Genomic DNA, 25,074 nt, shown 5'->3' with positions numbered 1-25,074 from the left:
AGCGCTCCGCGCCCGCGGACCGAGCAGGCCCCCGCCCGGACGGCCGCCGGGCCCGCGGGCAAGGCCGGCGGGAAGCCGGCCGAGAAGCCGGGCCGGGCCGAGAAGACGGCCGACAAGCCCGCCGGCGCCGCCGGGGCCGAGGCGGAGCCCCCGGCCAAGGAGAAGGCCGCGACCGGGAGCGCGCGATGAGGACCGAGTCCCGGGCCGCCGGCCTGCCCGCCCAGGCCGCTCCGCCGGCCGGTCCCGACCCGGCGCCGGGCCCGGTCTGGACCGCCGAGCTGCGCCGCGAGGACGACGCCCTCGACGCCCTCGCCGAGGAGTGGGACGCCCTGGCCGCCCGCTGCCGGACCACCACCTTCTTCCAGGCCGCCGACTGGCAGCGCTCGTGGTGGCGCCACTACGGCACCCCGGGCGGCCTGCTGGTGGTGACCGTCCGCCGGGACGGCCTGCTGGTCGGCGCGGGCGCCTTCCGGCGGCGCGGCGGCCCGCTCGGCGGGCTGACCGCCCTCGGCGACGGACTGGTCGACTTCACCGACGTCCTGCTCGACGACGACTGCGCCGACCGGGCCGCCGCCGTGTTCGCCGCCGCCCTCCCGCTCACCCGGCCGTGGCACACGCTGGAGCTGCGCGAGGTCCACCCCGAGGCGGCCGTGCAGAAGGTGTTCGAGCACTGGCGCGGCCGGCGCCGCCGGTTCGCCGACTCGCTCTGCCAGTACCTGCCGGCCGTGTCGATGGAGCAGCTGCTCAAGCGGGTGCCCGGCAAGACCGCCCAGCGCAGCCGGGTGAAGCTGCGCAAGATCGCCGAGGCGGGCGTGGAGGTCGGCTCGACCCCGGTGGCGGAGGTACCGGCGGCGCTGGAGGCCCTGCTGCGGCTGCACTTCCTCCAGTGGCAGGAGCGCGGGGTGACCCCGGAGCACCGCACCGAGCGCTTCGCCCGGCACCTGGTCGAGTCCACGACCGGGATGGTCGCCTCCGGCCGGGCCGCCGTGCACCAGTTCCGGCTGAACGGCGAGCTGATGGCCGTGAACCTGCTGCTGCTCTGCCCGTCCTTCGGCGGTCTGTACATGTACGGGGCGCACCCGCAGTTGCGCGAGAAGATCGACATCGCCGGGCTCCTGTTCGCCGCGGCGCTGGACGAGACGGTCGGCGCCGGGATCCCGGTGCTGAGCCTGCTGCGCGGCCAGGAGCCGTACAAGCAGCGCTGGCGGCCGGACCAGCTGCCCAACCAGCGGCTGCTGTTCGGCCCGCGGGGCCCGGCCCCGGTGGCGACCGCCAGGGCCGGTGTCATCCGGGCCCGGCAGGCGGTGGCGCACGTCCTGCGGACCCGCTTCCCGCGCCTCAAGGAGGCGCTGCTGGCCCGCCGCCGCGCCTGAGCTCCCGGGTGCCGGGCGCTTCCTACCGCCGGGCCGGGGTCCCGCTCGGCGAGGGGGAGGCGGCGGGCGACGGGGACGGCGCCGGGGAACCGGTGGGCGAGGCTCCGGCCGACGGGCTCTGGCCGGCCGGGGTGCCCGGGGTGCCCGGCACGGCGGGCCCGGAGGGCAGGAAGGGCACGGCCGGTGCGGTCGGGACCGGGGGCGCCGTCGGGACGACCGCCGGCGCCCCCTTCGAGCCCGCCATCAGCTGCTTGAACCGCGCGCTGGAGCGCGGGTTGCGGTCGCACCCGAAGAAGCCGTGGGGGCAGTAGTCCGTGACGGTCTGGTAGGCGGTGTCGTGGGTGCGCATCCACTCGACCATGCGCTGCACGTAGTCCGGGTTGTCGCCGTTGCGGAACAGGCCCCACTCCGGGTACGAGACCTGCTTGCCGCGCTTGGCGGCGAACTCCACCTGGTCCTGGAGCCCGTACGGCTCGCGCACGTGGTCGTCGAAGGTGGCCCCGGCGGGCTGGTCGTAGCTGTCCATGCCGATGATGTCGACGACGTCGTCGCCGGGGTAGCACCTGGTCCACGGGATCGCGTCCAGCCCGCGGTTGGGTGCGAAGTCGAAGCGGAAGCGCTGTCCGGGCACCGAGCGCATGACCTTGACGATCCGCCGCCAGTACGCCTTCCAGGCGGTCGGGTCGGGCTTGCAGCGGTGGGTGTAGGTGACGCCGTTCATCTCCCAGCCGGGGGTCAGCACGGTGTCCGCGCCGCCGAGGGCGACCAGCCGGTGGGCGAGCTTGAGGAAGTGCCGGTCGAAGTCGCCGTGCGCGCCCTGGCCGAGCAGCTTGGCCACCTGGCCGTCCGGCACGTTCGCCTCGTTGGGCGCCAGCATCGGCACGCCGAGCACGAGCACCCGGGACGGGTCGGCGAGCCGCCACTGCGACCACATGCCGAGCACCACCGGCTCGCCCTCGACGTCCGCCCAGCTGTTGCCCGCCAGGTAGGTGTGGCCGACCTGGAGGTTGGCGTTGCCGAGCCACTGCGCGTACCGGCCGATCTGCGGGATGTAGTTGTCCCACGAGCCGACGAACGCGCCGAAGGGCGGTTCGTGCCGGGGCCGCTGGACGGCCGGGCGGGGCGCGGCGCCGCGCGGTTCGAAGGCGTCGGACGAGAGGGCGTGCCGTTCGCCCTGGCTGAGCGGTGTCCCGGCCGGGACACCGACGGTGGCCGTCAGCAGCAGGGCGGCGGCGGCCAGCGTCAGGCGGCCGATGCGCATGGTCTCTCCCGGGCGTCACGGGTGGGGCGGGTGGGGGAGCGCGGACGGACCGTGGCGCTCCGCTCGCCGACAGTAGGCCCGTCGGGCGTCGGAAAAGCCGAATGTCACCCTAAAGTGGGCGATATTCGAACGCCGTCTGCCGCAGCGGCACCCCGGGTGCCCGCCGTGTATCACCTCTGTAACAGTCCGGACCGGCCCCGGAGCCCGCCCCCGGCGGACCGCGCGGAGCGGCGCCGGACCCGGTCGGCACCGACGGCGCAGGTCGGCGGCGGGGTGCGCGCGGCGGCCGTGCGCGCTCCGGTGTGCGGTCCGCACTGCGGGACCCGGACGATTCCCGGCTGACTCGCGTGCCCGCCGAAAGGTACCCTCCGCAACGTGTCCTGGAAGCCGCTGCGTGTACTGACCCCCCGCTCGATCCTGCCCGCCGTCGCGGTGATGCTGGTCCTTGCGGCCGGAGCGGCGGCGCACGCCAACAAGCCGGTGCCGTTCGGCGACCGGGTGGCGGGGCCGGGCGACGCGGAGGCCACGCCGGTGAACTCGCAGTCCCTGAGCGCGGCCGACCTGGAGCTGAAGGTCGTCGGGCCGGGCCTGGAGGCGGTCCACCGCGGGACCGGCGAGCAGGCCTGGTCCTACCGCCGCGAGGGCGCCAACGCGCTGTACCTGGCGATGGCCGGCGACAACGCCATCGTGGTCTGGGACGACGGCCTGATCACCTCGGTGCGCCCGGGCGACCACGAGGTGCGCTGGCACCGCGCCGTGCCCGGCCTGGCCGACTGGCTGCGCGGCGACGGCGAGCCGGGCGTCGACAAGCGGACCGACGAGCAGCGCAGGCAGCTCGCCCAGGACCGGGCCGCGGCGGCGCTGCACACCGTCCAGAAGGCGTCCCCGTGGGTGGCGATCGTCACCCCGAACCTGACCATGGGCCTGCGCGACGCCGACGGCGACCTGCGCTACAACGGCAAGCCCCCGGGCAGCTGCCTCTACGACCCGCTGCGCACGGTCGGCACCGACTACGCGGTGCTCGTCCCGCGCAGCTGCCTCGGGAGCAGCGGGCAGCCGGTCTCCGGCGGCATCACCGGCTACCGGCTGGACAGCACCGGGTGGGAGCTCGGCGCCGGGCCGGCCGCGCAGGTCAAGCTGCTGGACCGCACCCGGGTGCAGATCACGGACGGTCCGATCGTCCCGGCCAAGGTGTTCGACACCGTGGCCGCGGCGCCCGTCGTCCCGTGCGAGAGCCCGGCCGCGCCGTTCGCCGCCGTGCGCCCGCAGAACGCCTGCACCGACCCGTCGGCCACGCCGACGGCGGACGTGCCGCCCGCCCAGGCTCCGGACCCGGCGGCCGGTCAGCCGACTCCGGCGGCCACCGACCCGTCGACCGCCGCCGCCACCGACCAGGCCTCGGCGACGCCGCAGTCGTAGCGTCCGGGCCGTCCCGCCACGGGCCGCCGGTACCCCGGGGCGGTAATCCCCCCGGGGGGTTCCCGCGCGGCCCGGTAGACTTGCCGTCATGGCTGTTCTCTCCGGGCACTAGCGGGCGAGTGTCGGCGCCCCGTGCGCCGTGCCGACCGCCGACGAGCCCCCTCCCGCCGCCCGGCCCTGTGCACTGCCCAGGCTGCCCGCCCACGTCCCAGGAGTAGTACCCGGCCATGATTTCCGCGAACGCCCTTGAGCTGCGCGCAGGCGCCCGCATTCTGATCGAGTCCGCGAGCTTCAAGGTCGCCGCCGGCGACCGGATCGGTCTGGTCGGGCGCAACGGCGCCGGCAAGACCACGCTCACCAAGGTGCTGGCCGGCGAGGGCCTGCCCGCCGCCGGCACGGTGACCCGCTCCGGCGAGGTCGGCTACCTCCCGCAGGACCCGCGCACCGGCGACCTCGACGTCCTCGCCAAGGACCGCATCCTCTCCGCGCGCGGCCTCGACACCGTGCTCAAGAAGATGCGCGAGAACGAGGACCGGATGGCCAACGGCAAGGGCGCCACCCAGGACAACGCGATGAAGAAGTACGCCCGGCTGGAGACCGAGTTCCTCACCAAGGGCGGGTACGCAGCCGAGGCCGAGGCCGCCACGATCGCCGCCGCGCTGGGCCTGCCGGACCGCATCCTCGGCCAGCCGCTGCACACCCTCTCCGGTGGTCAGCGCCGCCGCGTCGAGCTCGCCCGGATCCTCTTCTCCGACTCCGACGTGCTGCTCCTCGACGAGCCCACCAACCACCTGGACGCGGACTCCATCGTCTGGCTGCGGGACTTCCTGAAGACGTACAAGGGCGGCTTCATCGTCATCTCGCACGACGTCGACCTGGTCGAGACGGTCGTCAACAAGGTCTTCTACCTGGACGCCAACCGCTCCTGCGTCGACGTCTACAACATGGGCTGGAAGCAGTACCAGCAGCAGCGCGAGGACGACGAGAAGCGCCGCAAGCGCGAGCGGGCCAACGCCGAGAAGAAGGCCGCGACGCTGAACGCGCAGGCCGACAAGATGCGCGCCAAGGCGACCAAGACGGTGGCCGCGCAGAACATGGCCCGCCGCGCCGACAAGCTGCTCTCCGGCCTGGAGCAGGTCCGGATGAACGACAAGGTCGCCAAGCTGCGCTTCCCCGACCCGGCCCCCTGCGGCAAGACCCCGCTGACCGCCAGCGGCCTGTCCAAGTCCTACGGCTCGCTGGAGATCTTCACCGACGTCGACCTGGCGATCGACCGGGGTTCCCGGGTCGTCGTGCTGGGCTTCAACGGCGCCGGCAAGACCACCCTGCTGCGGATGCTCGCCGGGGTGGAGGCGCCGGACACCGGCGAGGTCATCCCGGGCCACGGCCTGAAGATCGGCTACTACGCCCAGGAGCACGAGACGCTCGACCCGGACCGCAGCGTCCTGGAGAACATGCGCTCGGCCGCGCCGGACACCGACCTGGTGCAGATCCGCAAGATCCTCGGCTCCTTCCTGTTCTCCGGCGACGACGTGGACAAGCCGGCCGGGGTGCTCTCCGGCGGTGAGAAGACCCGTCTGGCGCTGGCCACCCTGGTGGTCTCCTCCGCCAACGTGCTGCTGCTGGACGAGCCCACCAACAACCTCGACCCGGCCAGCCGCGAGGAGATCCTGGGCGCGCTGCGCGAGTTCTCCGGCGCGGTCGTGCTGGTCACCCACGACGAGGGCGCGGTCGAGGCGCTCGACCCGGAGCGGATCATCCTGCTGCCGGACGGCGTGGAGGACCTGTGGAACCCGTCCTACGCCGATCTGGTCTCGCTCGCCTGACCGGAAGTAGACGCCCCCTCCCCTTTTCGGACCAGAAAACCTAGTCCTTACGGCGTGTCCGGGAATGAAGCAGTCCCGGATTCCGTTTAAGGAGCTTCCGTCGGCCCGCCACTCGATCGTGGTCGGGCCGACGCTGCTGATCAGCTAGTTTCCGGCACCCGGCGCAATTCGCCCGGGGGCGTGCACTCTGCGTGAGCGCCCTGGTGCGCTCGGATCACCACCGAAGGACGGCGCATTCCCGACATCGACCTTGTCGAATGGGTGGCCAGGACGCGGTGGATGGGTGATCATGGGAATCTGACCGAGCAACGCTACGAGGAGGCACGGGTGGCCGAGACTCTGAAAAAGGGCAGCCGGGTGACCGGTGCCGCGCGTGAGAAGCTCGCGGCCGATCTCAAGAAGAAGTACGACTCCGGGGCGAGCATTCGCGCTCTCGCGGAGGAGACCGGTCGCTCGTACGGCTTCGTGCACCGGATGCTGAGCGAATCCGGAGTGATCCTCCGGGGCCGCGGCGGTGCCACGCGGGGCAAGAACAAGGCGACTGCCGGGGCCGGTTCCTGACGGCCCGTCGGCTCATGGCTGGATGACGCGGCGGCAGGGCGCCGACCGGGGAGACGAGTGGCGATCGTCGCTAATTGTCCGACGATCGTGGGCTGATCGTGAGTCGACCAGCTGATTCGTCCACCCTCGGATCGAGTGGACCGGCCGCCGATCGTCATGCCCGCATTTCCTTTTCGACGAATTCCCCGGTACTCCCGGGCGGCTGGGCCTGCCGCTGCGCGCCCGGGTTTGTTACTCTCCGGTAGCCAAGTCCCTCGCCACCGGAGGTCTCCGCATGACCGCCCCCGCCACCGACCCGCAGACCCCGAGCGGGGAGCAGGACGGCGTCCGCCTGGAGATCGACGGCGACCTCGCCGTCGTCACCCTGTGTCAGCCCAAGCGGCGCAACGCCCAGTCGCCCGCCCTGTGGCGCGCCCTCGCCGCCGCCGGCCGTGATCTGCCCGGCACCGTCCGCGTCGTGCTGCTCCGCGCGGAGGGCGTCTCCTTCTCCGCCGGCCTCGACCGGGCCATGTTCACCCCCGAGGGCATCCCCGGCGAGCCCAGCTTCCTCCAGCTCGCGGCCGCCGAGGAGAAGGAGCTCGACGACACCATCGCCACCTACCAGGAGGCCTTCACCTGGTGGCGCCGGCCCGACCTGATCTCGATCGCGGCCGTCCAGGGGCACGCCGTCGGCGCCGGGTTCCAGCTCGCGCTCGGCTGCGACCTGCGGGTCGTCGCGGAGGACGTCCAGTTCTCCATGAAGGAGACGTCGCTCGGGCTCGTCCCCGACCTCGCCGGCACCAAGCCGCTCACCGAACTCGTGGGCTACGCGCGGGCGCTGGAGATCTGCGTGACCGGCCGCTGGGTGGGTGCGCAGGAGTCCGTCGCGATCGGCCTGGCCAACATCGCCGTCCCGGGCGCGGAGCTCGACGGAGCCGCGCGCGACCTGGCCGCCGCGCTGCTGGCCGCGCCGCGCAACGCCGCGATCGAGACGAAGGCCCTGCTGCAGGGGGCCTCGGGCCGGTCGTTCGACGAGCAGCGTTCCGCCGAACGGCTCGCGCAGGCCCGTCGTCTGCGGGACCTGGCGGGCATCGGCGACTGACGTCCGTTCCGGCTCGGTGGGCCCGGCCCGGGGGGTGCTCCCCGGAGCCGGGCCTCCGTCGTTCCCGGGGGTTCCCGCGGGGTTGCCGGAGCGTCGCTCGGCGGGCGCGAAACGTGGCGAAATGCCAGAGTTGTGGGGATCTGCGATATAGCTGGAGCCGTACGACGGGAGACCCGCCCCATGCCTGACACTCCGACGCCCGCGACCATGCACAAGAACCCCGCCAACGCCCCGGCCTCCGCTCCTTCCCACGCCTCCGGCCCGTCCGGTTCGTCCGGCGCGGCCGGTTCGCCCGGCGGGTCCGCCGCCGCCGCGCCCAAGCCGGTCGGCGAGCGCGGCCGGACGGCGCTGGCCGTCGGAGTGGTCGAGAAGATCGCCGGCATGGCGGCCCGCGAGGTCTCCGGCATCCACGCCCTCGGCTCCGGGCTCGCCCGGACGTTCGGCGCCATGCGGGACCGGGTGCCCGGCGGCAGGTCCAGCGTCGGACGCGGCATCAAGGCCGAGGTCGGCGAGAAGCAGACCGCGATCGACATCGCGCTGGTCGTCGAGTACGGCGTCGTCATCCCCGAACTCGCCCGCCAGGTGCGGGAGAACATCATCAACGCGGTCGAGCGGATGACCGGCCTTGAGGTCGTCGAGGTCAACATCGCGGTCAACGACGTGCACCTCCCGGACGAGCCGGAGTTCGAGGAGGAAGAGGAGCAGATGGTGCCGTCCGGGCAGCGGCCCAAGCTCAAGTGACGGCCCGGGCGCGCGGGATCCCGGGCGCAGGACGAGGGAGTAGCGGATGAACCTGGCCGTGGTCGGCCTTGTGGTGGGCATGGCGCTCGGCTTCGCCGGGTACTTCGGCGGGTTCGCGGCCTTCCTGCTGGTGGCGGCGCTGGGGCTGGTCGGCTTCGTGGCCGGGCGGCTGCTGGAGGGCGACATCGAACTCGGGGACCTGGGCGACCTGCTCCGCGGCCGCGACCGGCGCCGCTGATGGCGGGCCCGGCCGCCCCGGCGGCGACGCGCGGCCGGATCCGGATCTCCGACCGCGCGTACGCGCGCATCGCGGCCCGCGCGGCCACGGAGGCCCTGGCGGGGGCGTGGGCCGGACGGTCGGTCAGGGGTGCGCTGCCCGTGGTGTCGGTGTCCGTCCCCGGCAGCACCGTCCGGGTCCGGGTGGAGGTCGAGCTGCCGTTCCCCGCCGATCTGGCCGGGCTCGCCCGGGCCGTGCGGGACCGCGTCGGGACACGGATCAAGGGGCTGACGGGGACGCGGGTGTCGGAGGTGGTCGTGGTCGTGGAGCGGCTGGTGACGGGAGGGCGGTCGTGACGGCGCCGGAGGAGGGGGAGGCGGAGGCGGGGGCGGGCGAGGGGAAGGTGCGGCGGCCGCGGGCGGCGCGGACGCCCGAGGCGGTGCTGGTGGCGGCGGGCGTGCTGGTGATCGCGGGCGCGCTGCTCTATGACGTGGTGTCGGTGCGGACCGGACACTCCGTCCGGCGGTGGCGGGCGGAGATCGCGGACGAGCTCGCGACCCGTCACCTCGACGACCTGTGGGTCCTGGTCGGGGCGGGGGCGGCCACCGGGCTGGGGGCGTTGCTGCTCTGGCTGGCGTTCGCGCCGGGGCTGCGCCGGTGGCTGGCGCTGCGTCCGCACGGGGGCACCAACGCGGTGATCAACCGGTCCGGGATCGGGCACCTGCTGACCGACCGGGCGGCCGGGCTCCCGGACGTCGAGCGGGTCCGGATCCAGATCGGGCGGCGGAGGGTCCGGGTGCACCTGTACGGGCCGTCCGACCCGGCGTCGCTGCAGCGGCAGCTGCGGGACGAGCTCGCGCGGGTGACGCTGGCGCGGCCGTTGCGGCTGGACGTCCGGACGGTGCCGCGGGAGGGGGCCGGGGAGGCGGAGACGGAGGCGGCGGGGAGCGCGGGCGGCGTGGGCGGGGCGGCGGGATGAGCCGGGGGACCGTCAACCGGGTGCTGATCGGACTGGTCGGGGCGGCGCTCGTGGTGGCCGGGGTGCTGGTGCTGGCCGGCGGGCTCGACCTGTACGGGCGGCTCGGGGTGCACCCGCCCGACTGGTGGCCGCTGACCTCGCCCCACCAGCCCGTGGTGAGCGCGCGGTCGCGCACCCGGTGGGTGGCGGGCTCCTGGTGGTGGCCGACCGTCATCGGCGGGCTGTCGGTGCTGGTCCTGGCCATGGTGTGGTGGCTCGTGGCGCAGCTGCGGCGCACCGGGCTCTCCAGCATCGCGGTGCCGACGCCCGGGGTGGCCGGGCTCAGGATGCGGGTGAGCGCGCGGGCGCTGGAGGAGGCGCTGGAGTCGGGGGCCGTCGTGCTGCCCGAGGTCGAGCGCGTGGACGTGCGCCTGGTGCGCGCGCCCGGGCACCCGCGGCTGCGGGGGGCCGTCCGGCTCACCCCCGGCGGGGACCCGGTCGCGCTGGTGGTGCATTTCGAGACGGGACCGCGGGCCGACGCCCTCGGGAGCCTCGGGGTGCCGGAGCTGCCCGCCGACCTGCGGATCCGGGTGCTCCAGGAGGCCCCCGCCGGTCCGCGGCGCCGACGGCGGCGGCAGCGGCGGAGGCCTCCGCGGGTGGAGTGACCGGCCGGGGGCTCAGAGGGTGCGCAGGGCTCCGCCGTCCACCGGGACCATCACGCCGGTCAGGTAGGACGCGGCGGGGGAGAGCAGGAACGCGGCGACCCGGCCGAACTCCTCCGGGGTGCCGTAGCGGCCGAGCGGGATGGCGGCGCTGTGGTGGGCGCGGGCGCCGTCCGGGTCGCCGCCGAGGGCGTCGAGCTCGCGGACCCGGTCGGTGTCGATCCGGGCCGGGAGCAGGCCGACCACCCGGATTCCGCGCGGGCCGAGCTCGTCGGCGAGCGACTTGGCGGCCATCGCGAGGCCGGGGCGCAGGCCGTTGGAGATGCCGAGGCCCGCGATCGGCTGGCGGACGGACGCCGAGAGCACGAAGCCGATCACGCCGCCCTCGCCGAGGGCCGCGGCGGCGGTGCGGGCGATGCGCAGGGCGCCGAGGAAGACCGACTCGAAGGCGTCGCGCCAGGCCTCTTCCGGGGTCGTCCCGACCGGGCCGGCCTGGGGGCCTCCGACGCTGATCAGGACGCCGTCCAGGCGGCCGAAGGCGGCGCTCGCCTCGGCGACGAGCCGTTCGGCGGTCCGCGGGTCGGCGTTGTCGGCGGTCACGCCGTGGACGGTGCCGGGGAGACCGGCGAGTTCGGCGACGGCCGCGTCCACGGCCTCCTCGGTCCGGCCGGTCACCAGCACGTGGGCGCCGTCGGCGGCGAGTTCACGGGCGGTGGCGAAGCCGAGGCCGCGGGTGGCACCGGTGACGACGTACGCCTTGTCCTTCAGTCCGAGATCCATGGGGGACATCTTGCCGGGTCGGGGGCGTCCGGCGTGGCGCTGCCGACCTCAAGCGCGCCCGACCTCGGGCGGGGACGGTCTCAGACGGGGACGGTCTCCGCGGCGGCCTCGGGTTCGGCCTGCTGCCTGGCGCGGTCCTTGGCCTCGCGGCGGATCAGGATCCACACGCCGACCGGGATCATCGAGGTGAACAGCCACCACTGGATCGCGTAGGCCATGTGCGGGCCGATGTCGGAGTGGTCGGGGTCGGGGATCAGCGCGGGCTGGGCGGCCGGGGCCGGGGTGGTGCCGGTGAGCTCCAGGTAGCCGCCGAGCAGGGGGACGCCGGTCTCCTTGGCCTGCTGCTCGGTGTTGATCAGGTTGAACTGGCGGTCGGGCAGGCCGGCCCGGTCCTTGACGAAACCGCCGCTGCCCTTGACCGTCTCGTCGGCGCGCATCCGGCCGGTGACGGTGACCTCGCCGCTCGGGGCCGCCGGGACGGGCGGGTACTCGGTGGCGGTGTCACCGGAGGCGACCCAGCCGCGGTTGACCAGGACGGTGCCCTTGCCGTCCGACAGCTTCAGCGGGGTCACGACGAAATAGCCGATGGTCCCGTTGGAGTCGGTCCGCTTGCGGACCACGAACTCGTGCGCCGGGTCGTACTGGCCGGCGGCCGTCACCGCGCGCCAGGTGAGGTCCGAGGGGACCGCGAAGCCCGCGGTCGGCGACAGGCTGTCGAACGGCTCCGGCTGGGCGGTGAGCGCCTTGGCGATCAGCTCGTTGCGGGCCACCCGCGCCTCGTGACGGTGCAGCTGCCAGAAACCCAGCTTGATCGTCGTGGGGATCAGCAGCAGCGCGATCAGCAGGGTGATCAGCCATTGCCGGGTCAGCAGAAAACGGTACACATGGGAACCGTACGCCGACCTCACAGGCGCCTCACGCACCGGGGTGCGGGGCGACCTCGCGCAGCAGCTGGAGGAAGGCGTCCTCGCCGACGACCGGGGTGCCCACCTCGCGGGCCTTGCGCGCCTTGCCGCTCCAGCTGTTCGGCTCGTTGGTGACGAGGAGGCTGGTGAGCCGGCTCACCGAGCCGGCGATGTGCAGGCCGGCCTCGGCGGCGCGGTCCTCCAGCAGCTCGCGGTCGGTGGCGGTGTCGCCGGTGAACGCCACCCGCATGCCCTGGACCAGCGGCTTGCCGTCCTCCCAGCGCCCCGGGTTCGGGTACGGGCACGGCGGGCGCTTCTTGGCCTGGCGGTAGGCGGCGCCGGTCCAGCCGCTGCGGCCGGGGGCGGCGGGCTCGTCCTCGCCGAGGTCGGTGACCGCGACGCAGGTCTGCAGGGGCAGCGGGACGCCGCCCAGGCGCGCCAGGTGCAGGCTGGGGCGGAACGCCTCGGCGAGCACGCGGGCGTCGTCCAGGGCGTTGTGGGCCTGGCGCTGCTGGACGCCGAAGTGCGCGGCGAGCGAGGAGAGCTTGCCGTTGGGCAGCGGCAGGCGCAGGTCGCGGGAGAGGACCATGGTGCAGATCCGCTGGTCGACCGGGGCGCGGCGGCCGGCCCGGGAGAACTCGCGGGAGATCATGTTCCAGTCGAAGAGCGCGTTGTGGGCGACCAGGACGCGGTCCGCGAGGCGGGTGGCGAACTCGTCGGCGATCTCCGGGAAGGTCGGGGCGCCGGAGAGCAGCTGGGCGGTGAGGCCGTGGATCCAGACCGGGCCCGGGTCCCGCTCGGGGTTGACCAGGGTGTACCAGTGGTCGGTGATCTCGCCGTCCGGGTCCAGCTGGTAGACGCCCGCGGAGATGACGCGGTCCGAGCGGCCGAGGCCGGTGGTCTCGACGTCCACCACGGCGAAGCCCCCGTCGAGGGTGGCGGTGCGCTGGGCCGGGAGGTGCACGCCGTGCGTCTCGGGCTGGATCGGTTGCATGGTCCAACAGGATAAGCGCCGATCGGGTGGCGTCCGGCCGAAATGTTCAGGTGGGGCGGTCGGAATAGAGTGTTCCGCATAGGCGTCGTACATGCGGCCGACCCCGTAGACAAGGACGAAAATCCATGCGCGCCACCGTCATCCACGGCCCCAACGACATCCGGATCGAAGAGGTCCCCGACCCGGTGCTCCGGCAGCCGACGGACGCCGTGGTCCGGGTCCTGAACGCCTGCATCTGCGGCAGCGACCTCTGGGCCTACCGCGGGGTCGCGCAGCGCGTGGCCGGGCAGCGGATCGGCCACGAGTTCCTGGGCGTCGTCGAGGAGGCCGGCGCCGAGGTGCGCGGCTTCGCGAAGGGCGACCTCGTCGTGGCGCCGTTCGTCTGGTCGGACGGCACCTGTGAGTTCTGTCTCGAAGGCCTCCAGACCTCCTGCCCGCACGGCGGCTTCTGGGGCCAGGTGGGCTCGGACGGCGGCCAGGGCGAGGCGGTCCGGGTGCCGTTCGCGGACGGGACGCTGGTCGGGCTGCCGAAGGAGGCGGCCGGCGACGAGAAGCTGCTGCCCGGCCTGCTCGCGCTGTCGGACGTGATGTCCACCGGTCACCACGCGGCCGTCTCGGCGCGGGTGCGTCCGGGTGCGACGGTCGCCGTGGTCGGCGACGGCGCGGTGGGCCTGTGCGGAGTGCTGGCGGCGCACCGGCTCGGTGCGGGCCGGATCATCGCGCTCGGCCGGCACCCCGCCCGCACGGACCTCGCCCGGCGCTTCGGCGCGACGGACGTGGTGGCCGAGCGCGGCGACGCGGCCGTGGAAGCCGTGAAGGAGCTGACCGGCGGACTGGGCGCGCACGCGGTGCTGGAGGCCGTCGGCACCGAGGAGTCGATGCGCACGGCCGTCTCGATCACCCGCGACGGCGGCGCGGTGGGCTACGTCGGGGTGCCGCACGGCGGGAGCGCCGGCGTCGATATCGGCCAGATGTTCGGTCGCAACGTTTCGCTGAACGGCGGGGTGGCGCCGGCTCGCGCCTACATCCCCGAGCTGCTGCCCGACGTCCTCTCGGGCGCCATCGAGCCGGGCCTGGTGTTCGACCGGACGGTCGGACTGGCGGAGGTCCCGGACGGTTACCGGGCGATGGACGACCGCTCGGCCCTGAAGGTCCGGATCGCCTTCTGACGGTCCCGCTCGAACCTGGGAGATCGTCACGAGGGGCGCCACCATTGGACGGTGGCGCCCCTCAGTCGTGGGGCGAGGCGGTCCCGAAGTGACGCCAGTGGTGGTTTTCGGCCAATTGGATAGTGCGAGGGGGTGAACAGGCGGCCGATCGCAGTCAACCCCTTCCGGGGCGGGCACGACGCTCCTAGCATTGCGCGGCGCGCATACGGATTGTGACGCCCCTCACGTCCGACCGTCCGCCTTGTGCGACCGCTACGCCGAAGGAGTGAGGAGTACAGCGTGGAATCGCCGCCGATCACCACTGCCCCTACGGATGTCCAACTCATCGACGAGAGCCAGGAGTTCCGGGCCCTGCGGAGTTCCTTCCGGAACTTCGCCTTCCCGGTCACCATCGGCTTCGTGCTGTGGTACCTGCTCTACATCCTGCTCTCCAGCTACGCGCCCGGTCTGATGGGCACCAAGGTCGTCGGGCACATCAACGTCGCACTGGTGCTGGGGCTGCTGCAGTTCGTCACCACCTTCGCCATCGCGGCGTGGTACGCCCGGTACGCGGACCGGCGGATCGACCCGCCCGCCGCCGCGATCCGCGAGGCCCACGGCGCCGTCGTCCATGCCCCCCGGGAGTCCGCCGAATGATCCTGCTCGCCAGCTCCGCCACCGAGCACCGCGGACTCACGATGACCCTGTTCGGGTTCTTCGTGCTGCTCACGCTCGGCATCACCGTCTGGGCCGGCCGGCAGACCAAGGACGCCGCCGACTTCTACGCCGGCGGCCGGGGCTTCACCGGCTTCCAGAACGGCCTGGCCATCTCCGGCGACTACATGTCCGCCGCGTCCTTCCTCGGCATCGCCGGCGCCATCGCCCTCTCCGGGTACGACGGCTTCCTGTACTCGATCGGGTTCCTGGTGGCCTGGCTGGTCGCCCTGCTCCTGATCGCCGAGCCGCTGCGCAACGCCGGCCGCTACACCATGGCGGACGTGCTCGCGTTCCGGATGAAGCAGCGCCCGGTGCGCACCGCCGCGGGCGTCTCCACGATCATCGTGTCGATCTTCTACCTGCTCGCCCAGATGGTCGGCGCCGGGACGCTGGTCGCCCTGCTGCTCGGCGTCAGCGGGGAGGGCGCCAAGCGCTGGACCATCGTCGCGGTCGGCGCGCTGATGGTCGTCTACGTGGTGATAGGGGGAATGAAGGGCACCACCTGGGTGCAGATCGTCAAGGCCGTGCTGCTGATCGCCGGTACCGCGCTGATGACCGTCCTGGTGCTCGCCAAGTACCACTTCAACCCGTCCGAGCTGCTCGGCGCCGCCGCCGGCGCGAGCGGCAAGGGCGCGGCCTTCCTCGAACCCGGGCTGAAGTACGGCGCCAGCGGCACCACCAAGCTCGACTTCATCAGCCTCGGGATCGCGCTGGTGCTCGGCACCGCCGGCCTGCCGCACATCCTCGTCCGCTTCTACACCGTGCCCACCGCCAAGGCGGCGCGGAAGTCGGTGCTCTGGGCGATCGGCATCATCGGCGTCTTCTACCTGATGACGCTGGCGCTCGGCTTCGGCGCGGCGGCGCTCGTCGGGCCCAAGGCGATCAAGGCGGCCAACGCGGCGGGCAACACCGCGGCGCCGCAGCTGGCCGAGTCGCTCGGCGGCGGCGCGGGCTCCACCGGGGGCGCGATCCTGCTCGCGGTGATCTCCGCGGTCGCCTTCGCCACCATCCTCGCCGTCGTCGCCGGCCTCACCCTGGCCTCCTCGGCCTCCTTCGCGCACGACCTCTACGCGAACGTGATCCGGCGCGGCCGGGCCACCGAGAAGGAGGAGGTGCTCTCGGCGAAGTGGGCCGCCGTCGCGATCGGCGCGGTGGCCATCGTACTCAGCCTCTTCGCCGGCAAGCTCAACACCGCGGCCCTGGTCGCCCTGGCCTTCGCGGTGGCCGCCTCGGCGAACCTGCCGACGCTGCTCTACTCGCTGTTCTGGAAGCGCTTCACCACGGCCGGCGCCGTCGCCTCCGTCTACGCGGGCCTGATCAGCTCGGTGCTGCTGGTGATCTTCTCGCCGGTGGTCTCCGGCGCGAAGACCTCGCTCTTCCCGGACTCGGACTTCCACTGGTTCCCGCTGGAGAACCCCGGCCTGGTCTCCATCCCGATCGGCTTCCTGGCCGGCTGGATCGGCACCCTGCTGTCCAAGGAAAGCCCCGACCCGGCGAAGTACGCTGAACTGGAGGTCCGCTCGCTGACCGGACTGGGCGCCCACTGACCACCGCGCGATGACTATGCTGGCCCGGCCCCGCCGCGACGGTGGGCCGGGCCGGCCGCATTACTGGTGAAGGGACCGCCGTGCTACTCGACACGTTCGGACGACAGGCCGTCGACCTGCGCGTCTCCCTCACCGACCGGTGCAACCTGCGGTGCACGTACTGCATGCCCGAGGAGGGGCTGCAGTGGCTCGGCAAGCCCGACCTGCTCACCGACGAGGAGATCGTCCGGCTGGTCACGATCGCGGTGCGCGACCTCGGCGTGCGGGAGGTGCGCTTCACCGGCGGCGAGCCGCTGCTGCGTCCCGGGCTCGTCGCGATCGTCGCCGCGTGCGGCGAACTGGAGCCGCGCCCGGAGATCTCGCTCACGACCAACGGGATAGGCCTGGCCCGCACCGCGACGGCGCTGCGCGAGGCCGGGCTCGACCGCGTCAACGTCTCCCTGGACACCCTCGACCCCGAGGTGTTCTTCACGCTCACCCGCCGCAAGCGCCACCAGGACGTCCTGGACGGGCTGGCCGCCGCCGAGGCCGCCGGGCTGACCCCGGTGAAGCTGAACGCGGTGCTGATGCGCGGGGTCAACGACCACGAGGCGCCCGACCTGCTCGCCTGGTGCCTGGAGCGCGGCTACGAGCTGCGGTTCATCGAGCAGATGCCGCTGGACGCCCAGCACGGCTGGGACCGCACGTCGATGATCACCGCCGAGGAGATCCTCGACCGGCTCGCCGCGCGCTTCGCGCTCGCCCCGGAGCCCTCCGCGCGCCGGGGCGCCGCGCCGGCCGAACGCTGGCTGGTGGACGGCGGCCCGGCCCGGGTCGGCGTGATCGCCTCCGTCACGCGCCCCTTCTGCCGCGCCTGCGACCGCACCCGGCTCACCGCCGACGGGCAGGTGCGCAACTGCCTCTTCGCGACCGGGGAGACGGACCTGCGCACCGCCCTGCGCACGGGCGCCGACGACGCCGAGATCGGCGCCCTGTGGCGGGCGGCGATGTGGGGCAAGAAGGCGGGCGCGGGGATCGACGACCCGGAGTTCCACCAGCCCGACCGGCCGATGTCGGCGATCGGGGGCTAGGAGCTAGTCCGCCTGAGACCCCTCCGGAGTCCTGGGGTAGTCGGCGAAGGCGACGACCTCCTTGAGGAAGCCGCGCACGCCCAGGAACTGGGACAGGTGCTCGCGGTGCTCGTCGCACGCGAGCCAGGTCTTGCGACGGTCCGGGGTGTGCAGCTTGGGGTTGTTCCACACCAGCACCCAGCCGGCGTCCGCCCGGCAGCCCTTGGCGGAGCAGATCGGCGTCTGCGGGGTGTCCATCGGGCCGTCCTCGGGGCTTGGCGGGGGTTGTGCACCGCCAGTCTTTCACGGGCCCTTCCGCACACCGGCGGCCGGGGATCCCGGCGCGGCCCGGGGCGGGCATGGCGACGCCGGGCAGCCACGGGGGGAGCCGCCCGGCGTCGGTCCGTCGCTCCGACGGGGGATGCGGAGCGCGTACGCAGTATGTCACGCCGAGACCCCGGTTTGGGGAGGTCTTGCATGATTAATCTGAGGTTCTTTTGAGCTTTCGCCGAGTCAAACCACCGCGAACGTGGAGGACCCGGACAGTCAGCTCCCGCTCTGTGAAGGATCGGTGGGAGACTTCTTTGCCTCTCCTGTACCGGCCGCCGCACCCGCCCCACCCGTACCACCGGGGCCGAGCATCAGCGGGGTGTCGAGCGGGATGTCGAAGGTGCTCGGCAGACCCGGCGCCCGCTCCCGTCCGGCGTTGGCGATCAGCACCGCGAAGTACGGCAGCAGCACGCCGCCCGCGAGCGCGCCGACCGCCAGCCAGCGCTGCACGTCCCACAGCACCACGGCCAGCAGCACGCAGACCGTCCGCAGCAGCATCGAGGCCACGTAGCGGCGCTGTCGCCCGCGGACGTCCTCGGTGAGGCTGCTGCGCGCCCCCGTGATCCGGTGGACCTGCCCGCCGTCCGCGCTCTTGCCCATGTCCTACCGTCCTCGTCGGAGCACCCGCGCGTCCGGCCGCGCGGCCAATTCACCGTACGCCGCACCCCGGCCGAGGACGAGACCGGGGCGGGCGGACACGCGCGACGGGTCCGTCAGGGCCGCCGGGAGAGGTACTGCGGGGGGACGGCGCCGGTGAGCCAGACGCCGTTCTCGCTGATCCGGAACTCGTGGCCGTCCGCCACCATCGCGGCGGCGTTCACGGTGAGCACGACCGGGCGGCCGTGCCGGGAGCCGACCCGGGTGGCCGTCTCGGTGTCCGCCGAGAGGTGGACGTCCTGGCGGGCCATCGGGCGCAGGCCCTCGTGGAAGATCGCCGCCAGGTGCCGGTCGGCGGTGCCGTGGTAGAGCACCGGGGGCGGCACGGCGGCGGCCAGACCGAGGTCGACCGCCACCGTGTGGCCCTGGTTGGCGCGGATCGAGAGACCGTCGGCGGAGTAGCCGAACCGGCGCTTGTTGTTCGTCGTGACGATGTGGTCCAGGTCGGCCCTGCTCAATCGGTTGCCCTTCGCCGCGAGGGCGGCGAGGAGCAGGTCGATCCGCACCCAGCCGGCCCCGTCGAGGGTGATCCCGACCCACCCGGGCTCGTGCCGCAGGATGCGCGACAGCATCTTGCTCGTCTTGACCAGCCGCTTCTCGTCCATCATGTCTCTCGTATCCCCCCGTCGGCCAGTGGCTATGAGGCCTGGCTGACCGAACTCATGTTGAAGTCCGCGACACGCACGGGTGGCATCGCGGTGCGGGTGAACCAGTCGCTCCACTCGCGCGGCAGGCACCGCTCGGTGCGGCCCGCCTCGGTGATCCGGCCGAGCAGGTCGACCGGCGACTCGTTGAACCGGAAGTTGTTGACCGCGCCGACCACCTCGCCGTTCTCGACCAGGTAGACGCCGTCCCGGGTGAGGCCGGTGAGCAGCAGCGTCGCCGGGTCCACCTCGCGGATGTACCAGAGGCAGGTGAGCAGCAGGCCGCGCTCGGTGCGGGCGATCATCTCGTCCAGCGTCGGCGCGGCGTCCTGGTCGGCCGTCTCCAGCACCAGGTTGTCGACGGCCGGGCGCAGCGGCAGGCCGGTGAGGCCGGCCGCGTGGCGGGAGGTGACCAGGTCGGTCAGCACGCCCTCGCGGATCCACTCGGTGGCGCTGATCGGCAGGCCGTTGTCGAACACCGAGACGTCGCCGCCGGTGGCGTGCGCGAGGACGAACGGCGTGGCCTCCAGGCCGGGTTCGCGCGGGTCGGCGCGCAGCGTCAGCGGCAGCGCGGCGAGCTCGTCGCCGACGCGGGTGCCGCCGCCCGGCTTGGAGAAGACCGTGCGGCCCTCGTGGGCGTCCCGGCCGCCGGCGGACCAGTGCAGGTAGACCATGAGGTCGGCGACGGCCGAGGGCGGCAGCAGCGTCTCGTAGCGGCCGGCCGGGAGGTCCACCGTGCGGGCGCCCCAGCCCAGGCGCTTGGTCAGTTCGGCGTGCAGGGCGGTGACGTCGACGTCGGTGAAGTCCCGGGTGGCGGCGCCGACCCAGGCCGAGCCGGACAGGTCGGCGGTCTTGGCATTGATCTCGACCATGCCGGTCGGCTGGTCGTGGCGCAGCCGCAGGCCGGTGGAGGTGCCCAGGTAGCTGGTGGTCACCTCGTGCCGGGCGAAGCCGTAGAGCAGTTCGCCCTGGGCGGCGGCGCGGGCGAAGGCCTCGCCGAGGGCCGGGCCGAAGTCCGCGAAGACGTCGATCGAGGTCTCGGCGGGCGGCTGGTCGAAGTGCGGCGAGGCCGGCAGGCCGGCGGCCAGCTGCTGGGCGTCCTCGGCCGGTCCGGCGGCGCGGGCGGCCTCCTCGGCGGCCCGGACGAGGCTCTCGACCTCGTCCGCGGTGACGGCCTCGCGCGAGACCACGCCGGAGGCGGTGCCCTCGGCGCCGGCCACGGTGGCGATCACGGTGAGGCGGCGGCCGCGGGTGACGCCGTTGGTGGTCAGCGCGTTGCCGGCCCAGCGGAGGTTGGCGGTGGACTCCTCGTCGGCGATCACCACGCAGCCGTCGGCGCGGGAGAGGCCGAGTGCGAGCTCGACGAGTTCGTGGGGCTGCGTCGCGGTCATCGGTGACCCGCCTCCTGCTGGGTGTTGAGCACGTTGACGTTGCGGAACAGCGCGGACGGGCAGCCGTGGCTGACCGCCGCGACCTGACCGGGCTGGGCCTTGCCGCAGTTGAAGGCGCCGCCGAGGACGTAGGTCTGCGGGCCGCCGACGGCCGTCATCGAGCCCCAGAAGTCGGTGGTGGTCGCCTGGTAGGCGAAGTCCTTGACCTGGCCCGCGAGTTCGCCGTTCCTGATGGCGTAGGCGCGTTGCCCGGTGAACTGGAAGTTGTAGCGCTGCATGTCGATGGACCAGGAGCGGTCCCCGACGATGTAGAGGCCGTTCTCGACGCCCGCGAACAGGCCCTCGGTGTCCGGGCCGTCGGCGGCGGGCCGCAGCGAGACGTTGGCCATCCGCTGCACCGGGACGTGCGCGGGGGAGTCCGCGAAGGCGCAGCCGTTGGAGCGCTCGAAGCCCTTGAGCTTCGCCATGCCGCGGTCGAGCTGGTAGCCGACCAGGACGCCGTCCTTGACGAGGTCCCAGGACTGCGTGGCGACACCCTCGTCGTCGTAGCCGATGGTCGACAGGCCGTGCTCGGCGGTGCGGTCGCCGGTGACGTGCATCAGCTCGGAGCCGTACTTGAGCGAGCCGAGCTTGTCGAAGGTGGCGAAGGAGGTGCCGGCGTAGGCGGCCTCGTAGCCGAGGGCGCGGTCCAGCTCGGTGGCGTGGCCGATCGACTCGTGGATGGTCAGCCAGAGGTTGGACGGGTCGATGACGAGGTCGTAGCGGCCCGCCTCGACGCTGGGGGCCTTCATCTTCTCGGCCAGCAGGACGGGCAGTTCGGCGAGTTCGGCGTCCCAGTCCCAGCCGGTGCCCCTCGGGCTCCGTCCATCGGGGGACGACCCCCGGACCCCCGTGAGGTATTCGAAGCCGCGGCCGACCGGTGGGGCCAGGGTGCGCATCGAGTCGAAGGCGCCCGTGCGCTCGTCCACCGAGGTGGCCTCCAGCGTCGGGTGCACGCGGATGCGCTGCTGGGTGGTGACGGTGCCGGCGGTGTCCGCGTAGAACTTGTTCTCCTGGACGGTCAGCAGGCTCGCCTGGACGTGCGAGACGCCCTCGGCGGCCAGCAGCCGCGAGCTCCACCCGGCGAGCAGGGCGGTCTTCTCGGCGTCCGGCACGTCGAAGGGGTTGACCTCGTAGGAGGACACCCAGGTGACGTCCCGGTGGACCGGCTCCGGTGCGAGCTCGACCCGCTCGGCGGAGCCGGCCGCGCGGCTGATCCCGCCGGACAGCCGGGCCACCGCGACGGCCTGCCCGGCGACCCGCGCCGCCGCGTCGGTGGTGAGGTCCACTCCGGCGGCGAAGCCCCAGGCGCCGTCCAGCAGCACGCGGACGGCGAAGCCGAGCTGCACGCTGTCGGAGGTGCCGGCCGGGCGGGCGTCGCGCAGCCGCCAGGAGGCGCTGCGGACCCGCTCCAGGCGGAAGTCGGCGTGTTCGGCGCCGAGTTCACGGGCCCGGGTGAGCGCGGCGTCGGCGAGGGCGCGCAGCGGGTAGGCGAGGAACAGCGGATCGACGGCGCGCCCGTGGGGGACGCCGGCGCTGTCGGCCGGAGGGATCGGAGGCAAGCGAGCTCCCTGGTCGCGGGGGGTGGCGGTGAGGCGCCGCACAGGGGCGCCCGCACCGCATCATTTCCCGTCCACGCACTTTCGGCCAGCGCATTTGCCCGGCGCCGCCCCGGCGGTCCGGCGGGGCGTCAGGCGACGGTCTCCCACCAACCGTCCAGCTCGGGCGGGTTGTCGACGTCGACGCGCTCGCCGGGGCGCGGCACGGCGAGCGGGACGGCCTGGGCCTTGGCCTCCTTCAGGAGCCGCTCGACCGGTTCGGCCCACGGGTGCAGCCCGAGGTTGAAGGTGCACCAGTGGACGGGCACGAGCAGGCCGGCGCCCAGGTCCCGGTGGGCGAGGACGGCGTCCTCGGGCGTCATGTGGATGTCCGCCCAGGCCGTGTCGTAGGCGCCGATCTGGACGAGGGCGGCGTCGAACGGGCCGTGCTGCTCGCCGATCCGGGCGTAGCCCTCGAAGTAGCCGGAGTCGCCGGTGTAGAAGACCTTGCGGGTGGGGCCGGCGATCACCCACGAGCCCCACAGGGTGGTGTTGCGGGTCAGGCCGCGGCCGGAGAAGTGGTGCGCGGAGGTGAGGGTGAGCACGAGCTCGCCGAGCGTGCAGGTCTCGTCCCAGTCCAGCTCGATGATCCGGTGCTCGGGCACGCCCCACCGGCGCAGGTGGCCGCCGATGCCGAGCGGCACCGCGAACGGCGCGGACTGGGTGTGCACCAGGCGCTTGACCGTCGCCATGTCGAGGTGGTCGTAGTGGTCGTGCGAGATGAGCACGGCGTCGACCTGGGGGAGCTCCTCCAGCGCGACCGGCACGGGGTGCAGCCGCTTGGGGCCGACGTGCGCGGAGGGCGAGCAGCGGTCGCTCCAGACCGGGTCGAGCAGGACGCGCGAGCCCTCGATCTCCACGAGCGCGGAGGCGTGCCCGTACCAGGTGATCTCCACGCCCTCGGCGGCCGGACGCGGGCCGTCGGCGGGGCGCACGAGCGGCACCGGCTGCGCCGGGACGCGGCCCTCGCGCTGGAAGACCATGCGGCGGACGGTGTCGCCGTCGATGCTGGGGGCGGACGCCGCGCGGGCGAGGGTGGACGGCGCGTTGTGGAAGACGCCGTCGCGGTACTGCGGGGAGTCGCGCACCCGCTCCTCGCGCTCGCCGTCCGGCCGGCGTCCGAACGCGGCCGGGAGATCGCGCAGCGACCAGGCGGCGGCGCCCGCGACCGCGGCCAGGGCGGTGAGGGCCAGCAGCCGTCCGCGTCGGTGGGTGCTCCCGGGCTGTGCCTTGGTCATGCGCCCTGCCTCTTCGTTCCTCGCCGGGACTCTTTCGGGGAGAGGGTACGGCCGGCCCCGGGTCGTCCCGTACAACGGGTGGCAACGGGCGCACCGGCCCGGGTGTTCCCGTCCGCGCGCCCGGCCGGCCCGCGGGGTGCTCCCGGGCAGGCCGGGCGCGGATTGTCGGATTGCCACAGTTCCTTCGGTGAGGCGCTGTGGGAGACCGATTCGCCGACGGCGCCGGGCGCCGGATACGGTCACACTGCGTGCGCATCCAGCCGCACGCGCACCCCCTTACGGAGAGAGGTGGATCGTTGAGCCGCTCGGTTCTCGTCACCGGAGGAAACCGGGGCATCGGCCTCGCGATCGCCCTGGCCTTCGCCGAGGCGGGCGACAAGGTCGCCATCACCAGCCGCTCGGGCGAGGTGCCCGAGGCCCTGGAGAAGTACGACGTCCTCGCGGTGCGCTGCGACATCACCGACGCCGCCCAGGTGGACGCCGCCTTCACCGAGATCGAGCAGAAGCACGGCGGCGTCGAGGTGCTGGTCGCCAACGCGGGCATCACCAACGACACCCTGCTGCTGCGCATGTCCGAGGAGGACTTCACGTCCGTCCTCGACACCAACCTCACCGGGGCGTTCCGGGTGGTCAAGCGCGCCTCCAAGCTGATGATGCGGGCGCGCAAGGGCCGCGTGATCCTGATCTCGTCCGTGGTCGGCCTCTCCGGCTCGCCGGGCCAGGCCAACTACGCCGCCTCCAAGGCCGGCCTGGTCGGCTTCGCCCGGTCGCTGGCGCGCGAGCTCGGCGCCCGCAACATCACCGTCAACGTGGTCGCCCCCGGCTTCGTCGACACCGACATGACCGCCGTGCTCAGCGACGAGCGCCGCAAGGAGATCGTCTCGGGCGTGCCGCTGGGCCGCTACGCGGCGCCCGCCGAGGTCGCGTCCACCGTGCGGTTCCTCGGTTCGGACGAGGCCGCGTACATCACCGGAGCCGTCATTCCCGTCGACGGCGGATTGGGCATGGGTCACTGATCATGAGTGGAATCCTCGAGGGCAAGCGGATCCTCATCACCGGGGTGCTGATGGAGTCCTCCATCGCCTTCCACACCGCGAAGCTCGCCCAGGAGCAGGGCGCGGAGATCATCCTCACCGCCTTCCCCCGCCCGAGCCTGACCGAGCGCATCGCCAAGAAGCTGCCGAAGCCGGTCAAGGTCCTGGAGCTGGACGTCTCCAGCCCGGAGCAGCTGGCCGGCATCGCCGACCAGGTCCGCGAGACCCTGCCGACCCTGGACGGCATCGTCCACTCGATCGGCTTCGCCCCGCAGGACGCCCTGGGCGGCAACTTCCTGGACACCCCGTGGGAGTCCGTGGCCACCGCGATGCACGTCTCCGCGTACTCGCTGAAGTCGCTCACCATGGCGCTGCTGCCGCTGATGCAGGACGGCGGCTCGGTCGTCGGCCTGACCTTCGACGCGCAGTACGCGTGGCCGCAGTACGACTGGATGGGCCCGGCCAAGGCCGCCCTGGAGTCGACCAACCGCTACCTGGCCCGTTACCTGGGCGCGCGGGACATCCGCTGCAACCTGATCTCGGCGGGCCCGATCGGCTCGATGGCCGCCAAGTCCATCCCGGGCTTCGGCGAGCTGGCCGACACCTGGAACCAGCGCTCCCCGCTGAAGTGGGACCTGAGCGACCCGGAGCCGGCCGGCCGCGGCGTCGTCGCGCTGCTGTCGGACTGGTTCCCGAAGACCACCGGCGAGATCGTCCACGTCGACGGCGGTCTGCACGCCATCGGCGCCTGATCCCCACCGGTCTCCAGGGCCCGCATCCCCCCCCGGGGGTGCGGGCCCTCGCCGTATCACCCGTTCGGCTCACCGGCCGGGCGGGGTACGGCCCCCGGCGCGCACTCTGGACTACGTACCGCCCCGCAGCCGTATGGCCGAGGAGGTCCCCT

General features: G+C 73.4%; 26 protein-coding genes and 1 pseudogene. 17 read left to right on the top strand and 10 right to left on the bottom strand.

Annotated elements, in window-relative coordinates; all coding sequences use genetic code 11:
- Both ACFXDE_RS39760 and ACFXDE_RS39755 read left to right on the top strand, forming a co-directional pair.
- Positions 1 to 189, top strand: a pseudogene (locus ACFXDE_RS39760) (hypothetical protein); the annotation flags it as partial.
- The gene (locus ACFXDE_RS39755) at positions 186 to 1,373 is read left to right on the top strand and encodes a GNAT family N-acetyltransferase (RefSeq protein ID WP_380445105.1); all 1,188 of its coding nucleotides are present in this window, start codon (positions 186 to 188) and stop codon (positions 1,371 to 1,373) included. The pseudogene ACFXDE_RS39760 and the gene ACFXDE_RS39755, both read left to right, overlap by 4 nt.
- A gap of 22 nt (positions 1,374 to 1,395) precedes the next feature.
- On the opposite strand, the gene ACFXDE_RS39750 is transcribed toward ACFXDE_RS39755, so the two are convergent.
- Positions 1,396 to 2,634, bottom strand: coding sequence for a glycoside hydrolase family 26 protein (locus ACFXDE_RS39750; protein WP_380499171.1), 1,239 nt, complete (start codon positions 2,632 to 2,634; stop codon positions 1,396 to 1,398).
- A 375-nt stretch (positions 2,635 to 3,009) separates the two neighbouring features.
- Here ACFXDE_RS39750 and ACFXDE_RS39745 point away from each other — a divergent pair, with 375 nt between their 5' ends.
- The 9 genes from ACFXDE_RS39745 (at position 3,010) to ACFXDE_RS39705 (ending at position 10,102) form a co-directional block, all read left to right on the top strand.
- Entirely contained in the window at positions 3,010 to 4,053 is a 1,044-nt protein-coding gene (locus ACFXDE_RS39745; RefSeq protein WP_380499170.1) for a hypothetical protein, read from the top strand.
- 227 nt (positions 4,054 to 4,280) lie between these two features.
- The gene (locus tag ACFXDE_RS39740) at positions 4,281 to 5,879 is read left to right on the top strand and encodes an ABC-F family ATP-binding cassette domain-containing protein (protein WP_380445102.1); all 1,599 of its coding nucleotides are present in this window, start codon (positions 4,281 to 4,283) and stop codon (positions 5,877 to 5,879) included.
- Between the two features lie 327 nt (positions 5,880 to 6,206).
- Positions 6,207 to 6,440 carry a helix-turn-helix domain-containing protein gene (locus ACFXDE_RS39735; protein ID WP_030059940.1) on the top strand — a complete coding sequence of 78 codons (234 nt, stop codon included), beginning with the start codon at positions 6,207 to 6,209 and terminating at the stop codon, positions 6,438 to 6,440.
- A gap of 274 nt (positions 6,441 to 6,714) precedes the next feature.
- Complete coding sequence (locus ACFXDE_RS39730; protein WP_380445101.1) at positions 6,715 to 7,521, top strand: enoyl-CoA hydratase/isomerase family protein; 807 nt, start codon at positions 6,715 to 6,717, stop codon at positions 7,519 to 7,521.
- A gap of 207 nt (positions 7,522 to 7,728) precedes the next feature.
- Positions 7,729 to 8,262, top strand: a complete 534-nt coding sequence (locus tag ACFXDE_RS39725; protein WP_380499174.1) for an Asp23/Gls24 family envelope stress response protein — start codon at positions 7,729 to 7,731, stop codon at positions 8,260 to 8,262.
- Between the two features lie 46 nt (positions 8,263 to 8,308).
- Positions 8,309 to 8,500, top strand: a complete 192-nt coding sequence (locus tag ACFXDE_RS39720; RefSeq protein WP_380445100.1) for a hypothetical protein — start codon at positions 8,309 to 8,311, stop codon at positions 8,498 to 8,500.
- The gene (locus ACFXDE_RS39715) at positions 8,500 to 8,835 is read left to right on the top strand and encodes a hypothetical protein (RefSeq protein ID WP_380499169.1); all 336 of its coding nucleotides are present in this window, start codon (positions 8,500 to 8,502) and stop codon (positions 8,833 to 8,835) included. The genes ACFXDE_RS39720 and ACFXDE_RS39715 overlap by 1 nt, the downstream gene beginning before the upstream one ends.
- Positions 8,832 to 9,458, top strand: coding sequence for a DUF6286 domain-containing protein (locus ACFXDE_RS39710; protein ID WP_380499168.1), 627 nt, complete (start codon positions 8,832 to 8,834; stop codon positions 9,456 to 9,458). Before ACFXDE_RS39715 ends, ACFXDE_RS39710 begins: the two co-directional genes overlap by 4 nt.
- On the top strand, positions 9,455 to 10,102 hold the full coding sequence (locus tag ACFXDE_RS39705; protein ID WP_380499167.1) for an alkaline shock response membrane anchor protein AmaP: 648 nt from the start codon (positions 9,455 to 9,457) through the stop codon (positions 10,100 to 10,102). Before ACFXDE_RS39710 ends, ACFXDE_RS39705 begins: the two co-directional genes overlap by 4 nt.
- A 12-nt stretch (positions 10,103 to 10,114) precedes the next feature.
- Here the strand turns inward: ACFXDE_RS39705 and ACFXDE_RS39700 are convergent, their stop codons facing one another.
- The 3 genes from ACFXDE_RS39700 to ACFXDE_RS39690 all read right to left on the bottom strand — a co-directional run bounded on the left by ACFXDE_RS39700 (position 10,115) and on the right by ACFXDE_RS39690 (position 12,778).
- The gene (locus tag ACFXDE_RS39700; protein ID WP_380499165.1) at positions 10,115 to 10,879 is read right to left on the bottom strand and encodes an SDR family oxidoreductase; all 765 of its coding nucleotides are present in this window, start codon (positions 10,877 to 10,879) and stop codon (positions 10,115 to 10,117) included.
- An 80-nt stretch (positions 10,880 to 10,959) separates the two neighbouring features.
- Entirely contained in the window at positions 10,960 to 11,763 is an 804-nt protein-coding gene (locus ACFXDE_RS39695; protein ID WP_380499164.1) for an SURF1 family protein, read from the bottom strand.
- A 31-nt stretch (positions 11,764 to 11,794) separates the two neighbouring features.
- On the bottom strand, positions 11,795 to 12,778 hold the full coding sequence (locus ACFXDE_RS39690) for a DEDDh family exonuclease (RefSeq protein WP_380499163.1): 984 nt from the start codon (positions 12,776 to 12,778) through the stop codon (positions 11,795 to 11,797).
- A 125-nt stretch (positions 12,779 to 12,903) separates the two neighbouring features.
- Here ACFXDE_RS39690 and ACFXDE_RS39685 point away from each other — a divergent pair, with 125 nt between their 5' ends.
- From ACFXDE_RS39685 to moaA, 4 genes are all read left to right on the top strand, one after another.
- Positions 12,904 to 13,947 (top strand): zinc-dependent alcohol dehydrogenase family protein, encoded by a 1,044-nt coding sequence (locus ACFXDE_RS39685; protein ID WP_380499162.1) that lies wholly within the window; start codon positions 12,904 to 12,906, stop codon positions 13,945 to 13,947.
- A gap of 279 nt (positions 13,948 to 14,226) precedes the next feature.
- Positions 14,227 to 14,583, top strand: a complete 357-nt coding sequence (locus tag ACFXDE_RS39680; protein WP_380445092.1) for a DUF485 domain-containing protein — start codon at positions 14,227 to 14,229, stop codon at positions 14,581 to 14,583.
- Entirely contained in the window at positions 14,580 to 16,190 is a 1,611-nt protein-coding gene (locus ACFXDE_RS39675) for a cation acetate symporter (protein WP_380499160.1), read from the top strand. The genes ACFXDE_RS39680 and ACFXDE_RS39675 overlap by 4 nt, the downstream gene beginning before the upstream one ends.
- Positions 16,191 to 16,270: 80 nt before the next feature.
- Positions 16,271 to 17,260: a GTP 3',8-cyclase MoaA gene (gene moaA / locus ACFXDE_RS39670; RefSeq protein ID WP_380445090.1), complete on the top strand. Its 990-nt coding sequence runs from the start codon at positions 16,271 to 16,273 to the stop codon at positions 17,258 to 17,260.
- A 3-nt stretch (positions 17,261 to 17,263) separates the two neighbouring features.
- Here the strand turns inward: moaA and ACFXDE_RS39665 are convergent, their stop codons facing one another.
- The 6 genes from ACFXDE_RS39665 to ACFXDE_RS39640 form a co-directional block, all read right to left on the bottom strand.
- Positions 17,264 to 17,497, bottom strand: a complete 234-nt coding sequence (locus ACFXDE_RS39665) for a hypothetical protein (RefSeq protein ID WP_380499159.1) — start codon at positions 17,495 to 17,497, stop codon at positions 17,264 to 17,266.
- A 288-nt stretch (positions 17,498 to 17,785) separates the two neighbouring features.
- Complete coding sequence (locus ACFXDE_RS39660) at positions 17,786 to 18,169, bottom strand: DUF3099 domain-containing protein (protein WP_380446248.1); 384 nt, start codon at positions 18,167 to 18,169, stop codon at positions 17,786 to 17,788.
- A gap of 113 nt (positions 18,170 to 18,282) precedes the next feature.
- Entirely contained in the window at positions 18,283 to 18,831 is a 549-nt protein-coding gene (locus ACFXDE_RS39655) for an RNA 2'-phosphotransferase (RefSeq protein ID WP_380499172.1), read from the bottom strand.
- A 32-nt stretch (positions 18,832 to 18,863) separates the two neighbouring features.
- Positions 18,864 to 20,261: a metallopeptidase TldD-related protein gene (locus tag ACFXDE_RS39650; RefSeq protein ID WP_380446247.1), complete on the bottom strand. Its 1,398-nt coding sequence runs from the start codon at positions 20,259 to 20,261 to the stop codon at positions 18,864 to 18,866.
- A complete protein-coding gene (locus ACFXDE_RS39645) occupies positions 20,258 to 21,862 on the bottom strand; it encodes a TldD/PmbA family protein (RefSeq protein WP_380446246.1) in 1,605 nt (534 codons plus the stop codon). Before ACFXDE_RS39645 ends, ACFXDE_RS39650 begins: the two co-directional genes overlap by 4 nt.
- A 128-nt stretch (positions 21,863 to 21,990) precedes the next feature.
- Complete coding sequence (locus ACFXDE_RS39640; RefSeq protein ID WP_380499158.1) at positions 21,991 to 23,136, bottom strand: MBL fold metallo-hydrolase; 1,146 nt, start codon at positions 23,134 to 23,136, stop codon at positions 21,991 to 21,993.
- Positions 23,137 to 23,432: 296 nt separating this feature from the next.
- Here ACFXDE_RS39640 and fabG point away from each other — a divergent pair, with 296 nt between their 5' ends.
- Both fabG and fabI read left to right on the top strand, forming a co-directional pair.
- Entirely contained in the window at positions 23,433 to 24,152 is a 720-nt protein-coding gene (gene fabG, locus ACFXDE_RS39635) for a 3-oxoacyl-[acyl-carrier-protein] reductase (RefSeq protein WP_380446244.1), read from the top strand.
- Positions 24,153 to 24,154: 2 nt separating this feature from the next.
- Positions 24,155 to 24,922: an enoyl-ACP reductase FabI gene (gene fabI / locus ACFXDE_RS39630; RefSeq protein ID WP_329926381.1), complete on the top strand. Its 768-nt coding sequence runs from the start codon at positions 24,155 to 24,157 to the stop codon at positions 24,920 to 24,922.
- Positions 24,923 to 25,074 lie beyond the last annotated feature (152 nt).

The organism is Kitasatospora sp. NPDC059408 (genome assembly GCF_042751525.1).
Classification (GTDB): Bacteria; Actinomycetota; Actinomycetes; order Streptomycetales; family Streptomycetaceae; genus Kitasatospora.
The sequence above is the reverse complement of the archived record's forward strand: the minus strand, read 5'-3'. Positions and strand labels throughout refer to the sequence as shown.